This is a genomic window from Streptomyces sp. NRRL S-1022, assembly GCF_000720135.1.
In the GTDB taxonomy this organism is placed as follows: domain Bacteria; phylum Actinomycetota; class Actinomycetes; order Streptomycetales; family Streptomycetaceae; genus Streptomyces.
On record NZ_JOIU01000009.1, the window covers coordinates 276240 to 290994 of the forward strand.

The 14755-nt window shown below is 72.0% G+C and carries 11 protein-coding genes and 1 pseudogene; 11 read left to right on the forward strand and 1 reads right to left on the reverse strand.

What is annotated here, in order from left to right; all coding sequences use genetic code 11:
• Positions 1-8 precede the first annotated feature (8 nt).
• The 4 genes and pseudogenes from IG05_RS0114445 to IG05_RS49210 all read left to right on the forward strand — a co-directional run.
• Positions 9-788: a type II secretion system F family protein gene (locus IG05_RS0114445; RefSeq protein WP_030342614.1), complete on the forward strand. Its 780-nt coding sequence runs from the start codon at positions 9-11 to the stop codon at positions 786-788.
• A 78-nt stretch (positions 789-866) separates the two neighbouring features.
• Positions 867-1094, forward strand: a complete 228-nt coding sequence (locus IG05_RS0114450; RefSeq protein ID WP_030342615.1) for a DUF4244 domain-containing protein — start codon at positions 867-869, stop codon at positions 1092-1094.
• A gap of 22 nt (positions 1095-1116) precedes the next feature.
• Entirely contained in the window at positions 1117-1467 is a 351-nt protein-coding gene (locus tag IG05_RS0114455) for a TadE family type IV pilus minor pilin (protein ID WP_030342617.1), read from the forward strand.
• Positions 1468-1601: 134 nt separating this feature from the next.
• Positions 1602-1928: pseudogene (locus IG05_RS49210) on the forward strand (Rv3654c family TadE-like protein); the annotation flags it as partial.
• 434 nt (positions 1929-2362) lie between these two features.
• Here IG05_RS49210 and IG05_RS0114460 read toward each other — a convergent pair.
• Positions 2363-4858, reverse strand: a complete 2496-nt coding sequence (locus tag IG05_RS0114460) for a DEAD/DEAH box helicase (protein ID WP_078894148.1) — start codon at positions 4856-4858, stop codon at positions 2363-2365.
• An 82-nt stretch (positions 4859-4940) separates the two neighbouring features.
• On the opposite strand from IG05_RS0114460, the gene bldG reads away from it, so the two are divergent.
• From bldG to topA, 7 genes are all read left to right on the forward strand, one after another.
• Complete coding sequence (gene bldG / locus IG05_RS0114465; protein WP_010986038.1) at positions 4941-5282, forward strand: anti-sigma factor antagonist BldG; 342 nt, start codon at positions 4941-4943, stop codon at positions 5280-5282.
• A gap of 234 nt (positions 5283-5516) precedes the next feature.
• Entirely contained in the window at positions 5517-5951 is a 435-nt protein-coding gene (locus IG05_RS0114470) for an ATP-binding protein (RefSeq protein WP_030342624.1), read from the forward strand.
• A 297-nt stretch (positions 5952-6248) separates the two neighbouring features.
• Complete coding sequence (locus tag IG05_RS0114475; RefSeq protein ID WP_030342626.1) at positions 6249-8654, forward strand: sodium-translocating pyrophosphatase; 2406 nt, start codon at positions 6249-6251, stop codon at positions 8652-8654.
• A 212-nt stretch (positions 8655-8866) separates the two neighbouring features.
• The gene (locus IG05_RS0114480) at positions 8867-9478 is read left to right on the forward strand and encodes a hypothetical protein (RefSeq protein WP_030342627.1); all 612 of its coding nucleotides are present in this window, start codon (positions 8867-8869) and stop codon (positions 9476-9478) included.
• A gap of 83 nt (positions 9479-9561) precedes the next feature.
• The gene (locus IG05_RS0114485) at positions 9562-11082 is read left to right on the forward strand and encodes a N5-glutamine methyltransferase family protein (protein ID WP_030342628.1); all 1521 of its coding nucleotides are present in this window, start codon (positions 9562-9564) and stop codon (positions 11080-11082) included.
• A gap of 337 nt (positions 11083-11419) precedes the next feature.
• Positions 11420-11617 carry a hypothetical protein gene (locus IG05_RS0114490; RefSeq protein WP_030342629.1) on the forward strand — a complete coding sequence of 66 codons (198 nt, stop codon included), beginning with the start codon at positions 11420-11422 and terminating at the stop codon, positions 11615-11617.
• Positions 11618-11875: 258 nt separating this feature from the next.
• Positions 11876-14707 carry a type I DNA topoisomerase gene (topA, locus tag IG05_RS0114495; RefSeq protein ID WP_030342635.1) on the forward strand — a complete coding sequence of 944 codons (2832 nt, stop codon included), beginning with the start codon at positions 11876-11878 and terminating at the stop codon, positions 14705-14707.
• The last annotated feature ends 48 nt before the right edge of the window (positions 14708-14755 follow it).

Sequence of the window (14755 nt, forward strand, 5' to 3'; positions counted from 1 at the left end):
CGGGCGGTGTGAGCGGGGACGTTGTCCACAGGCTGGGGATGGCGGTGGCCGTCGTGACGGCCCTCGGATGGGCTGCCTGGCGGCTGGAGCTGGCGCGGCGTCGGCATCGGGCGCGGCGCCGGGTGGCCGAGCTGCTGGGGCTCGATGTGCCGACGGCCGGAGCGCCGTTCGTGATCCCCGGTGCCGTACGGCGGTGGCTGCCGGCGGTGGGAGCGGCGGGCGGTGCGTGGGTGCTGGTCGGCGGGGTCACCGGATGCCTGCTCGGGCTGGGCGTGGGGGCGGCGCTGTGGCGGTGGCGGGCCCGGCAGGCCTCCGCGGGGGAGCAGGAGGTGATCGACACCGCCGGGGCCGCGCGTCAACTCCCCCTCGCCGCCGACCTGCTGGCCGCCTGCATCGCGGCCGGTGCCGCTCCGGTGATCGCCGCCCAGGCGGTGGGTGAGGCGCTCGGCGGCCCTGTCGGCCAGGCGCTGGCACGCGGCGCGGCGGAGGTCCGGCTCGGCGGTGAACCGGCCCGCGCCTGGCGGAGCTTGGCGGCGCTGCCCGGCGCGGATGCGCTGGCCCGGCTGCTGGAGCGGGCCGACGAGTCCGGGATGCCCGCGGTCGGCCCGGTCTCCCGCCTCGCGTCGGACGCGCGCGCGGAGTGGGCCCGCACGGCGACGGCCCGGGCACGCCGGGCGGCCGTACTGATCTCCGCGCCGGTCGGCCTGTGCTTCCTGCCCGCGTTCATCGCGGTCGGGGTGCTGCCGGTCGTGATCGGACTGGCGGACGGGGTGAGGGGAGGGGGGTGAGGGGACGGGAGCGGGTCGGCAGACGGACATCAGGTAAACGCCCAGACGGCAACGGATCAGAACCTCACGGGGGTCGACATGTTCAGGAAGATCGCGGAGTTCGGGAAGTTCAGGAAGATCAGGAATGCAGCGGTCCGGTTGCGCGGGGCTTGCCGCCAGGACGCCGGAATGGTGACGTCCGAGTACGCCATGGGGATCATCGCGGCCGTCGCGTTCGCGGTCGTGCTCTACAAGGTCGTCAGCAGCGGTCAGGTCCAGGCGGAGCTGCAGGACATCGTGAAGAAGGCGCTCAGTGCGCGGATGTGAGCGAGGCGGTGACCGGGGGTTCGTGACCGCGGAGGCGGCCGTGGTGCTGTCCGTGCTGGTGGCGTTCACGATGGCGCTGGTCTGGGGGCTGCTCGTGGTGGCGGCGCAGATCGAGTGCGTGGACGCGGCCCGTGCGGGCGCCCGGGCCGCCGCCCGTCAGGACCCGGCCGACGCGGTGGTGACGGTGACCCGGGAAGCGGCACCGCGGGGAGCACGGGTGACCGTCACCCGCGAGGGTGACCGGGTCCACGTGACGGTGGTGGCCAGGCCGCCGGTGCTGACCGGGCTGCCGTTCGAGGTACGGGAGGAGGCTGTGGCGCTCGCCGAGGACACGGTCGGCGCGGCGCCGGGCGCGGGGGAGGTGGGGCCGTGAAGCGTGGGGGCGACGCGCGCGGGGGGTATGGAGGCGCCGGTGACGCGCGGCGGGCCGGATCCCCGCACAGGCGGTGGAAGGGCCGGCAGCGCGGCGGTGAGGCGCCGGGCAGCGGGGCTGGGGGCACGGGGCGGGGGCACGACTCCGATCGGGGGTCCGCCACCGTCTGGAGTCTCGGGGCGATCGCCGTGCTGTGCGTGGTGTTCGGTGCCGTGCTCGCGCTCGGGCAGGCCGTCGTCGTACGGCACCGGGCGGCCGGTGGCGCCGACCTCGCCGCGCTCGCGGCGGCGGACCACTGGGCGGAGGGCGGCGCGGCGGCCTGCGCCCGGGCCGAGCGGCTGGCTGCGGCCCAGGAGGTGCGGTTGGTGCGGTGCGTGATCGTGGGCGACACCTCGGAGGTGACGGCGGCCGCGGGACGGGGGCCGTTCACGGCGGAGGTCAGGGCGAGAGCGGGGCCACCGGGAGTGGCGGGGCTGGCGGGAGCCCCGGGGCTGGCGGGAGCGCAGGGGCCAACGGGAACGCCGGGGCCGGCGGGTGCGGCGAGTACGGCGGGGTCGGCGGGTGCGGCGGGTACGCCCTCGCCAGGCGTACCAGGCGGGGCCCGGGCCGCACCACCCGCCCTCCCGGGTGCGCGTGACACCCCGGCGCCGAGAGGTGCTGAGCAGCCCGGACGCTGATAGCCACCCGCCGCTAGCCGTCGGCCACGCACTGCCAGCCGCCAGTGCACTGCCAGCCACCAGCCGCGTGGGCAGCCACGTGGCAGGCGTGTGGGCAGCCGCGCGGCAGCCCCCGTCCGCCAGCCCACGGCACTTCCCCTGAGCCGCGTACGCCAGCCGCCGGCCGCCAGTCCCGCCTCCGCGCCCCGCCCCCGAGCCTTAGGTCCCCCGCCCCCGGCTCAGCCCTGACCCGGCTCCCCATCCCCGGTATCCCCCGGCGGCTTCTCCTCCGGTGCCCCCCGCAGCAGCACCGTGAGCAGGCGGACCGCGCCCCTCTTGTGCAGGGGGTCGTTGCCGTTGCCGCACTTGGGGGACTGGATGCAGGACGGGCAGCCGGCCTCGCACTCGCAGGAGGCGATGGCCTCGCGGGTGGCGGTGAGCCAGGCGCGGGCCGTGTGGAAGGCGCGCTCGGCGAAGCCCGCGCCGCCGGGGTGGCCGTCGTAGACGAAGACCGTCGGGAGCAGCGTGTCGGGGTGCAGCGGGATCGAGACGCCGCCGATGTCCCAGCGGTCGCAGGTCGCGAAGAGGGGCAGCATGCCGATGGAGGCGTGCTCGGCGGCGTGCAGGGAGCCGCCGAGGATCTCCGGGATGATCCGGGCCTCGTCCAGCTGGTCCTCGGTGACCGTCCACCACACCGCGCGTGTGCGCAGCGTACGAGGAGGGAGGTCGAGTTTCGTCTCGCCCAGCACTTCGCCGGTGATCAGGCGTCTGCGCAGGTAGGAGACCACCTGGTTGGTGACCTCCACCGAGCCGTAGCAGAGGCGGCCGGCGCCCCACGGGATCTCCGTGTCCGTCTCCAGGATGGAGATGGCCGTGGTGTCGCGGGCGACCGTGGAGTACGGCGGGTCGGCCTGCTCGACGAGGGCGACGGAGTCCTCCAGGTCGAGGGAGCGCACCAGGTAGGTGCGGCCCTGGTGCAGGTGGACGGCGCCCTCGTGGACCGTGGAGTGCGCGGCTCCCGCGTCGACCGTGCCGAGCAGACGGCCCGTGCCGGACTCGACGACCTGCACCGGACGGCCGCCGGCACCGCGGATGTCGGTGAGGTCGGCGGCCCGCTCCCGCCGGGTCCAGTGCCAGGCCCTGGTCCGGCGGCGGAGCAGCTTCGCGGCCTCCAGCTGCGGCAGCACGTCCGTGCAGGCGGGGCCGAAGAGCTCCAGGTCCTCCTCGGTCAGCGGCAGCTCCGCGGCGGCGGCGCACAGGTGCGGGGCGAGGACGTAGGGGTTGTCGGGGTCGAGGACGGTCGACTCCACCGGCCGGTCGAACAGGGCCTCGGGGTGGTGGACCAGGAAGGTGTCCAGCGGGTCGTCGCGGGCGACGAGGACCGCGAGGGCGCCCTGGCCGGAGCGGCCCGCGCGGCCCGCCTGCTGCCACAGGGAGGCGCGCGTGCCCGGGTAGCCGGCGATCACCACCGCGTCCAGGCCCGAGACGTCCACGCCCAGCTCCAGGGCCATGGTGGCGGCGAGGCCGAGGAGCTCGCCGGAGTGCAGGGCGCGTTCCAGGGCGCGGCGCTCCTCGGGGAGGTAGCCGCCGCGGTAGGCCGCGACACGCCGGACCAGGGAACGGTCGACCTCGGCGAGCCGCTCCTGGGCGATCACCGAGATCAGCTCGGCGCCGCGCCGGGACCGCACGAACGCGACCGAGCGCACGCCCTGCACGGTCAGGTCGGTCAGCAGGTCGGCCGTCTCGGCGGTGGCGGTACGCCGTACGGGTGCACCCCGCTCGCCCTGGAGGTCGGTCAGCGGGGGCTCCCAGAGGGCGAAGACCAGCTCTCCGCGGGGGGAGGCGTCGTCGGCGACCTCCACGACCGGCAGGCCGGTCAGCCGCCGGGCGGCGACGGCGGGTTCGGCGGCGGTCGCCGAGGCCAGCAGGAACACGGGGGAGGAGCCGTAGCGGGCGCACAGGCGGCGCAGCCGGCGCAGCACCTGGGCGACGTGCGAGCCGAAGACGCCCCGGTAGGTGTGGCACTCGTCGATGACCACGTACTTGAGCGACTTCAGGAAGGAGGACCAGCGCGGGTGGGCGGGGAGTATCCCGCGGTGCAGCATGTCCGGGTTGGTCAGGACGTAGTTGGCGTACTGGCGGATCCACTCCCGCTCCTCGAACGGTGTGTCGCCGTCGTACACGGCCGGCCGTACCGAGGTGCCGAGAGGTTGTGAAAGTTCCTTCACCGACCGGCACTGGTCCGCCGCGAGCGCCTTCGTGGGGGACAGGTAGAGGGCGGTGGCGCCACGGCCGTTCGGCGCCTCGGCGCCGCCCAGAAGGGTGGACAGGACGGGTACGAGATAGGCGAGGGACTTGCCGGACGCGGTGCCGGTGGCGACGACCACCGAGTCGCCGTCGAGGGCGTGCTCCGCGGCCAGCGCCTGGTGCGCCCACGGGTGCTCGATGCCGCAGGCCTGGACGGCCGCGATCACCTCGGACCGAATCCGCTCAGGCCAGACGGCATGGCGGCCCGTGCGCGGGGGCAAGTGCTCCGTATGAGTGATGCGCGCAGCCCGGCTCGGCCCGGAGGCGAGCCGGTCCAGGATCGTGCCCGGAGACGGGCGGGATGCCTCGTGGGCCTGGGATCGATCGGATCGGTGATTCTTGGCCATCGGCACCGAGTGTGTCACTGGCGTGACGGACAATGGAGTCAAGGCGTCGTGCACGCCTGCCGGTAAGTGATTGAATGCCATCGCGGCTGGCGTGGCGTCCCGGGGGCCGCAAGCCGAGGTGCCCAAGGGGCGAACCGCTCGATAGCAAGGTGCTGGAGGATCCGTGGACCTGTCCCTGTCGACCCGTACCGTCGGCGATCGTACGGTCGTCGAGGTCGGTGGCGAAATCGACGTATATACCGCGCCCAAGCTGCGCGAGCAGCTGGTCGAGCTGGTGAACGACGGGAATTTCCACCTCGTCGTCGACATGGAGGGCGTGGACTTCCTCGACTCCACCGGGCTCGGCGTGCTGGTCGGCGGCCTGAAGCGGGTGCGTGCCCATGAGGGCTCGCTGCGCCTGGTCTGCAACCAGGAGCGCATTCTCAAGATCTTCCGGATCACCGGCCTCACCAAGGTGTTCCCGATCCACACCTCGGTCGAGGAAGCGGTGGCGGCCACCGACTGATCGGTCGTCGACTGATCGGTCACCGGTCGATCCGGACCGCTTGCCGGCGACGGGCTCCTGCGGGAGCTCGACGCCGGCCAGTCCCGTCCGGCCGGTTCCGTCCCGGACCGACGCAGAGGATGCGTAGCGGCAGAGGATGCGTAGCAGGCGGGCCGGGGCACAGAAGTACACCTGGGGTGTGGGCGCCCGGGGCCCCGCCCCCCTACCGCACGCCCGTAGTCGCGAGGGGGATGCATGGCCACCGTCGAACTCCGCTTCAGCGCGCTGCCCGAGCACGTCCGGACCGCCCGGCTGGTGGCGGCAGCGGTGGCGCGCAGGGCCGGAGTGGACGAGGCCGTCCTGGACGAGGTGCGGCTCGCCGTGGGCGAGGCCTGCTCCCGCGCCGTCGGACTGCACCAGAACAGCGGCGTCACGGCACCGGTGAAGGTGGCGCTGATCGAGGATGAGAAACAGTTCTCCATCGAGGTCGGCGACCAGGCGCCGCACGCCGTTCCGGGCGGCGACACGCCCGGGGCCGCGCAGGACGTCGATGCGGAGATCGAGGAGGACGAGATGGGCCTCGCGGTCATCAGCGGCCTCGTCGACGACGTGGAGGTCAGCACCGGCCAGGACGGCGGCCTGATCCGCATGACCTGGCCGACCGCACCGCCGGCCGCCGCACTCGCCTGACCGGTCCGGCCGGCCGGACCGTCCGTACCCGAACCATCGCACAGGGGCCCTGCTGAGCAGGGCCCCTGTCGTGTTTTCCGGATACCCCGGGGAATTCGTGAAGGAATTCACGATCAAAAAGCCTGATAATTTGATCAAGCGCCCAACTGGCCGTCAATGCCTCAGGGGCATTACTTCTTTCGGGTTCGCTGTAGGTGCATGCAGGCCAATTCCGTTTACCGTCCCCTGTTTAGATCACCCACTGGTACCTACAATCCGTCCACATCTTGAGCTCAGCCCAAGCGTCAAGGAGGACGAATGGCGGGGCTTTCTACCCCACGTCAGTTGGGTCACCCCTCTTCCCTCGCAGCCGCGGTCCTGACCGACGACAACCGGATCATCGTGGCCGTTATCGCGGCGGTCGCCGTGGCCGCGCTGGTGGTCGCGGGGATCCTGGTCCGCCAGGTGCTGGCGGCCGGCGAGGGCACCGACAGCATGAAACGGATCGCCGAGGCGGTCCAGGAAGGCGCCAAGGCGTATCTCGCCCGGCAGCTGCGCACGCTCGGCGTATTCGCCGTCGTCGTCTTCTTCCTGCTCATGCTGCTGCCTGCGGACGACTGGAATCAGCGAGCCGGCCGCTCGCTGTTCTTCCTGATCGGAGCGTTGTTCTCGGCGGCCACCGGCTATATCGGCATGTGGCTCGCCGTACGCAGCAATGTGCGGGTCGCCGCGGCGGCCCGGGAAGCAACCCCGGCGGAAGGCGAACCGGAAAAGGATCTCACCACCGTCTCGCACACCGCGATGAAGATCGCATTTCGTACGGGCGGCGTCGTCGGCATGTTCACGGTGGGGCTCGGCCTGCTGGGCGCCTCCTGTGTGGTGCTGGTGTACGCCGCCGACGCGCCGAAGGTGCTGGAGGGCTTCGGCCTCGGCGCCGCCCTGATCGCGATGTTCATGCGCGTGGGCGGCGGCATCTTCACCAAGGCCGCCGACGTCGGCGCCGACCTGGTCGGCAAGGTCGAGCAGGGCATTCCGGAGGACGACCCGCGCAATGCCGCGACCATCGCCGACAACGTGGGCGACAACGTCGGCGACTGCGCGGGCATGGCGGCCGACCTCTTCGAGTCGTACGCCGTGACCCTGGTGGCCGCGCTGATCCTCGGCAAGGCCGCCTTCGGCGACTCCGGGCTGGCGTTCCCGCTGCTGGTGCCGGCCATCGGCGTGCTCACCGCGATGATCGGCATCTTCGCGGTCGCCCCGCGCCGCGCCGACCGCAGCGGCATGACGGCGATCAACCGCGGTTTCTTCATCTCCGCGGTGATCTCCCTCGCACTGGTCGCGATCGCGGTCTTCGTCTACCTGCCGTCGAAGTACTCGGCCCTCAAGGGCGTCACCGACGCGGCGATCAAGGGCAAGGAAGGCGACCCGCGCATCCTCGCGCTGGTCGCGGTGGCCATCGGCATCCTGCTCGCCGCCGTCATCCAGCAGCTGACCGGCTACTTCACCGAGACCAACCGCCGCCCGGTGCGGGACATCGGCAAGACCTCCCTCACCGGACCCGCCACCGTCGTCCTCTCCGGCATCTCGGTGGGCCTGGAGTCGGCCGTCTACACCGCGCTGCTCATCGGGCTCGGCGTCTACGGCGCGTTCCTGCTCGGCGGTACGTCGATCATGCTGGCGCTGTTCGCGGTGGCGCTGGCCGGCACCGGCCTGCTCACCACGGTCGGCGTGATCGTCGCCATGGACACCTTCGGACCGGTCTCCGACAACGCCCAGGGCATCGCCGAGATGTCCGGTGACGTCGAGGGCGCCGGCGCGCAGGTGCTCACCAACCTGGACGCCGTCGGCAACACCACCAAGGCCATCACCAAGGGCATCGCCATCGCCACCGCCGTCCTGGCCGCCGCGGCGCTGTTCGGGTCGTACCGCGACGCGATCACCACCAACGTGCAGGACGTCGGCGTGAAGCTGACCGGGCCGGGCTCGCCGCTCAGCCTGTCGCTGGACATCTCGCAGCCCAACAACCTCGTCGGGCTGATCGCGGGCGCCGCGGTCGTCTTCCTCTTCTCCGGACTGGCCATCAACGCGGTGTCCCGCTCGGCCGGTTCGGTGGTGTTCGAGGTGCGGCGGCAGTTCCGCGAGCACCCCGGGATCATGGACTACACCGAGAAGCCCGAGTACGGGAAGGTCGTGGACATCTGCACCAGGGACGCCCTGCGGGAGCTGGCCACGCCTGGTCTGCTCGCCGTCATGGCGCCGATCTTCATCGGGTTCACGCTCGGCGTCGGCGCGCTCGGCTCCTACCTCGCCGGCGCGATCGGCGCGGGCACGCTGATGGCGGTGTTCCTGGCCAACTCCGGTGGCGCCTGGGACAACGCCAAGAAGCTGGTGGAGGACGGCCACCACGGCGGCAAAGGCAGTGAGGCGCACGCGGCCACGGTGATCGGGGACACGGTCGGCGATCCCTTCAAGGACACCGCCGGCCCCGCGATCAACCCGCTGCTGAAGGTCATGAACCTGGTCTCGCTGCTCATCGCCCCGGCGGTGATCAGGTTCTCCTACGGCGACGACAAGAACCTCGGCGTGCGGATCGGGATCGCGGTCCTGGCGCTGCTGGTGATCGTCGTGGCTGTGTACATCTCCAAGCGGCGCGGGATCGCCGTCGGTGACGACGACAGCGCCCAGCGGGTCGCCAACTCGGCGGACGCCGCGGTCGTTTCCTAGGACCGGTCGCCAAGGCCTGGTCAACGGGCGGGCGGCCGGCGCGTGCTGACGCGCCGGCCGCCCGCTTCCGTGTGTGCCCGCCCTCGTCGTGAGCCTTCTCTCCCGTGGTGCGAAAGGTCACAAAAGCCCACTTATGACTCGACCGGCGGGGGGTGGGGGTGCGTTCGCCGTGTAGATTCCGGGGGCCGAGAGCCATGGAAGGGACCGATCCGGTGAACAAGAAGCTCGCGGCCGCACTGTCCGGCGGTGCGGTACTGGTAGTGGCGTTGTCCGGGTGCAGCGACAGCGGTGAGAAGGGGCCCGACCCCAAGCTGGTGTCCTGGGCCAAGACGGTGTGCGACGCGGTTCCCGCGCCGAACGCCAAGATCAGGTCGGCCAACGCCGCGATCGCGGCCATCGCCACGGACAGCAACCTCCCGCCCAAGAGCGCCCAGAAGACGTACGCCGAGGCATTCCAGGACATGGCCGACGGTTACAAGGCGCTCGCGGACGCCCTCGACACCGCCGGTGCGCCCCCCGGCGTCGACGGCGGCGCCAAGCTGCAGAAGGACGCCGCGCAGAACCTCGCCGGCCTCTCCTCGTCGTACGCCGAGCTGAAGAAGAAGGTCGACGGGCTCGACACCAAGGACCAGGGCAAGTTCGCCCGCGGCCTCAAGGACGTCGCCGGCCAGTCCAAGGAGATCGGCAAGCAGAGCGACAGCGGCACCCAGGCGCTGAAGCGGCTGGAGCAGGAGGACGTCAAGAAGGCGATGGCCAAGCAGCCCAGCTGCAAGGTCGCCGCTTCCTCCACCGCCTCCCCGGCGCCGGCGGCGACCGCGGGCTGACCGCGCCGGCGACCGCGGCCCGACGCCGGCGGACGGCCGCGCGCAGGCGGCCCCGGGCGGCCGGCGCGGGCCACAATGGGGGCGTGACTGACTCCGGACTCGCTCCCCTGCCCGCTTCCGACCGGCCCGACAGCGCCGCACGCCTGAGGGACGCGCTGCTGGCCGCCTCCTTCACCGCCGACGGGCTGCTCGACCTGCTCGGCCCCGCCGCCTACGCGGCGCTGGCCCGCAGCGAGACCGTGCCCGCGCTCCGGGCGACCCGTGGCGACACGCCGCTGGAGACGCTGGTACGGCTGTTCCTGCTCCAGCAGCCGGTGCCGCACGCGCGCGTGGCGGGCGTGCTGCCGGTCGAGGACGCGCTGGAGACGGGCTGGCTCACGCGCGTGGGCGGCGACGAGGTGGCCGCCACCGTGGACGTACGGCCCTACGGCGGTCCCGGCGGCGAGGACTGGTTCATCGTCTCCGACCTCGGCTGCGCGGTCGGCGGGGCCGGCGGCATCGGCCGGCGCGACGAGCGGGTCGTCCTGGGCGTCGGCGGCGCCTCCACCACCCTCGCCGGCATCACCGTCCGCACGCCCGTCACCTCCGCCCTGGACCTCGGCACCGGCTCCGGCATCCAGGCACTGCACGCCGCGCAGCACGCCACGCGCGTGACGGCGACCGACCTCAACCCGCGCGCGCTGCACATCACGGCGCTCACGCTGGCGCTGTCCGGTGCACCCGCCGCCGACCTGCGCGAGGGGTCGCTGTTCGAGCCGGTCCGGAACGACGAGCGGTTCGACCTGATCGTCTCCAACCCGCCGTTCGTGATCTCCCCGCGCGCCCGGCTGACGTACCGGGACGGTGGCATGGGCGGGGACGATCTGTGCCGCTCGCTCGTTCAGGAGGCAGGGGAACGGCTGAACGAGGGCGGGTTCGCGCAGTTCCTCGCGAACTGGCAGCACGTGGCGGGGGAGGACTGGCAGGACAGACTCAGGTCGTGGGTGCCGCGCGGGTGCGATGCCTGGATCGTGCAGCGCGAGGTGCAGGACGTCACGCAGTACGCCGAGCTGTGGCTGAGGGACGCCGGTGACCACCATGGGGATCCGGCGGAGTACCAGGCGCGGTACGACGCCTGGCTCGACGAGTTCGAGGCGCGCAAGGCCAGGGCGGTCGGCTTCGGCTGGATCACCCTGCGCAGGACGGGGTCCGCCGAGCCCGTCGTCACCGTGGAGGAGTGGCCGCACCCGGTCGAGCAGCCGCTCGGGGAGACGATCCGGGCGCACTTCGACCGGCTCGACTACCTCCGGGCGCACGACGACGCGGCACTGCTGGACAGCCACTTCCGGCTCGTCGCCGAGGTGGTCCAGGAGCAGGTCGGGCTGCCCGGCGCGGAGGACCCGGAGCACGTGGTGCTGCGCCAGCACCGAGGGATGCGCCGGGCGACGAAGGTGGACACGGTCGGCGCCGGGTTCGCGGGCGTGTGTGACGGCACGCTGAGTGCGGGCCGGATCCTGGACGCCATCGCGCAGCTCGTCGGCGAGGACCCGGTGCTGCTCCGCGACCGCACGCCCGCGCAGATCCGGCTGCTGGTGGAGCAGGGCTTCCTGGAGCCGGTGCGCTGACCGGGGGCAGGGGGCCGCGAGAGGGGGCCGGGCAGCTGCCGTACCCCCGGTGCCCCAGCCGTCGTAGACACGGTCCGATCATCTTCTGATCGTGCTGCGATCGACGTCGTATGCCGGGGGCATGCACGCCCGGAACATGCCGACGGCGGCCGGAACGGACCCGCTCCCGGAAAACGGCCGGAAAAATATGCGCACGGAATTCGGCACGTCCCGGTTCGGACGTACGTTCGAACCGGGACGTGCCGTCCGTTCACCCCGATGTCGCCTGTTCGCCGCCCGCGCGTGCCACCCTCCCCGCGCTGGGCGGAACCGACGGCGGGCAGGGGGCGGGCGAATGATGGAGAGTGGTCCGGCGATCTTCGCGGGAGTGGTGTTCGCCCTGTTCGGGGGCGGTCTGCTGGCCTGGACCGGCACGCGTCTGCGGCGCGGGGAGCCGGTGGCCGTGGGTGTGAACCGCGTCGCATCGGCCGCCGTCGCGAGCGTGGCCGCCGCGGCCGCGCTGGCCCTCTCCGGATACTGCCTGACCCGCCTCTGAGGCGGGTGCGCACCGTGTCCGCCGCGTGAGGGGAGCGTTACGCTCCGGACAGGGGTGCGGGGGCGACCGGGCGGTCCGGGCGGCAGGAATGGCGGTAGTCGGGTTACCGTTCGAGTGGCCGTTGTGGGCTTTTCCCGTTTGACACGGGGGCGGGATGTAGCGTCACACTCCGCAGCGTCACACGAGCCAGGCAGTACGCCGCGACCCCGGGACCAAGGCCTGGGGAGGCGCCAGCGTCGACCGGAGAGAAGAGCGAAGTTGTCCCCGACCAGCGAGACCGCACAAGGCGGTCGCCGACTCGTCATCGTCGAGTCGCCTGCCAAGGCGAAGACGATCAAGGGCTACCTCGGCCCCGGCTACATCGTCGAGGCGAGCGTCGGGCACATCCGCGACCTTCCCAACGGCGCCGCGGAGGTGCCGGAGAAGTACACCGGCGAGGTGCGTCGGCTCGGTGTGGACGTCGACCACGACTTCGAGCCGATCTATGTCGTCAACGCCGACAAGAAGGCCCAGGTCAAGAAGCTCAAGGACCTGCTGAAGGACTCCGACGAGCTATTCCTCGCCACCGATGAGGACCGCGAGGGCGAGGCCATCGCCTGGCACCTCCTGGAGGTCCTGAAGCCCAAGGTCCCGGTCAAGCGGATGGTGTTCCACGAGATCACCAAGGACGCGATCCGCGAGGCCGTCGCCAACCCGCGCGACCTCAACCAGCGCATGGTCGACGCCCAGGAGACCCGCCGCATCCTCGACCGCCTCTACGGCTACGAGGTCTCGCCGGTCCTGTGGAAGAAGGTCATGCCCCGGCTGTCGGCCGGCCGTGTCCAGTCGGTCGCCACGCGACTCGTCGTCGAGCGGGAACGCGAGCGCATCGCGTTCCGCTCCGCCGAGTACTGGGACCTGACGGGCACCTTCGCGACCGGCCGTGCGGGAGACTCGTCGGACCCGTCGTCGCTGGTCGCCCGCCTGCAGACCGTCGACGGCAGGCGGGTCGCGCAGGGCCGCGACTTCGACTCCGTGGGACAGCTCAAGAGCGCGAACACCCTTCACCTCGACGAGGCGAACGCCCGCGCCCTCGCCGCCGCCCTGGAGAACACCCGCTTCTCCGTGCGGTCCGTCGAGTCCAAGCCGTACCGCCGCTCGCCGTACGCCCCGTTCCGTACGACGACGCTGCAGCAGGAGGCCAGCCGCAAGCTCGGCTTCGGCGCGAAGGCGACCATGCAGATCGCCCAGAAGCTGTACGAGAACGGCTACATCACGTACATGCGTACGGACTCCACGACCCTGAGCGACACCGCGGTCACCGCGGCCCGCGCCCAGGTCACGCAGCTGTACGGTGCCCAGTACCTGCCGGCCACCCCGCGCGTCTACGCCGCCAAGGTCAAGAACGCGCAGGAGGCCCACGAGGCGATCCGTCCCTCGGGTGATCGTTTCCGCACGCCTGCGGAGACCGGACTGACCGGCGACCAGTTCAAGCTGTACGAGCTGATCTGGAAGCGGACCGTCGCCTCCCAGATGAAGGACGCGACCGGCAACAGCGTCACGGTGAAGATCGCCGGCGCGGCCGCCGACGGCCGTGACGTCGAGTTCAGCGCCTCCGGCAAGACGATCACCTTCCACGGCTTCCTGAAGGCCTACGTCGAGGGTGCCGACGACCCGAACGCCGAGCTGGACGACCGCGAGCGCCGGCTGCCGCAGGTCTCCGAGGGCGACGCGCTGTCCGCCGAGGAGATCACGGTCGACGGGCACGCCACCAAGCCCCCGGCCCGCTACACCGAGGCCAGCCTGGTCAAGGAACTGGAAGAGCGCGAGATCGGCCGCCCGTCGACGTACGCGTCGATCATCGGCACCATCCTCGACCGCGGCTACGTCTTCAAGAAGGGCACGGCACTCGTCCCCTCCTTCCTGTCCTTCGCCGTGGTGAACCTGCTCGAAAAGCACTTCGGGCGGCTGGTGGACTACGACTTCACGGCCAGGATGGAGGACGACCTCGACCGCATCGCGGCGGGCGAGGCCAAGGCCGTGCCGTGGCTGAAGCGCTTCTACTTCGGCGAGGGGACGGCCACGGGCGGCGCGGCCGACGCCGGCAACGGGGACGGGGACCACCTCGGCGGCCTCAAGGAGCTGGTGACCGACCTGGGCGCGATCGACGCGCGCGAGGTGTCGTCGTTCCCGGTGGGCAACGACATCGTGCTCCGCGTCGGCCGCTACGGCCCGTACATCGAGCGCGGCGAGAAGGACACCGAGCAGCACCAGCGCGCCGACATCCCGGACGACCTGGCGCCGGACGAGCTGACCGTCGAGCTGGCCGAGGAACTGCTGGCCAAGCCCAGCGGCGACTTCGAGCTGGGCACGGACCCGGCCACCGGCCACGCGATCGTCGCCAAGGACGGCCGCTACGGCCCGTACGTCACGGAGATCCTCCCCGAGGGCACCCCGAAGACGGGCAAGAACGCGGTGAAGCCGCGGACGGCCTCGCTCTTCAAGTCCATGTCGATCGACACGGTGACGCTCGAGGACGCGCTCAGGCTGATGTCGCTGCCGCGCGTCGTCGGCACCGACGCCGACGGGCAGGAGATCACCGCGCAGAACGGCCGCTACGGCCCGTACCTGAAGAAGGGCACGGACTCGCGCTCGCTGCAGGCCGAGGACCAGATCTTCACGATCACGCTGGAGGAGGCCCAGGCGATCTACGCCCAGCCCAAGCAGCGTGGCCGGGCCGCCGCCAAGCCGCCGCTGAAGGAGCTGGGCGAGGACCCGGTCTCCGGCAAGCCGGTCGTGGTCAAGGACGGCCGCTTCGGCCCGTACGTCACCGACGGGGAGACGAACGCGACCCTCCGGTCCGGCGACAGCGTCGAAGCGATCACTCCGGAGCGTGGTTTCGAGCTGCTCGCCGAGAAGAGGGCGAAGGCTCCCGCCAAGAAGACCGCGAAGAAGGCGGTGGCGAAGAAGACCGCACCGGCGAAGAAGACCGCCGCCAAGAAGACGGCCGCGAAGAAGACGACGGCTGCCGCGAAGAAGACGACCGCCAAGAAGACCACCGCGAAGAAGGCGACGGCTTCCAAGACGGCGGCTTCGGGCGCGGAGGACTGACCCCGCGCGGCCCGGCGGCTCCCTCGCCGCCGGTCGCTTCCCGGTCGG

Excerpts from the sequence above, each read along its gene's own strand:
- IG05_RS0114470 (WP_030342624.1), top strand. The coding sequence starts at position 5,517 with ATGGCCACCGTCGAACTCCGCTTCAGCGCGCTGCCCGAGCACGTCCGG.
- IG05_RS0114490 (WP_030342629.1), top strand. The coding sequence starts at position 11,420 with ATGGAGAGTGGTCCGGCGATCTTCGCGGGAGTGGTGTTCGCCCTGTTC.
- IG05_RS0114475 (WP_030342626.1), top strand. The coding sequence starts at position 6,249 with ATGGCGGGGCTTTCTACCCCACGTCAGTTGGGTCACCCCTCTTCCCTC.
- IG05_RS0114460 (WP_078894148.1), bottom strand. The coding sequence starts at position 4,858 with ATGGCATTCAATCACTTACCGGCAGGCGTGCACGACGCCTTGACTCCA.
- IG05_RS0114450 (WP_030342615.1), top strand. The coding sequence starts at position 867 with ATGTTCAGGAAGATCGCGGAGTTCGGGAAGTTCAGGAAGATCAGGAAT.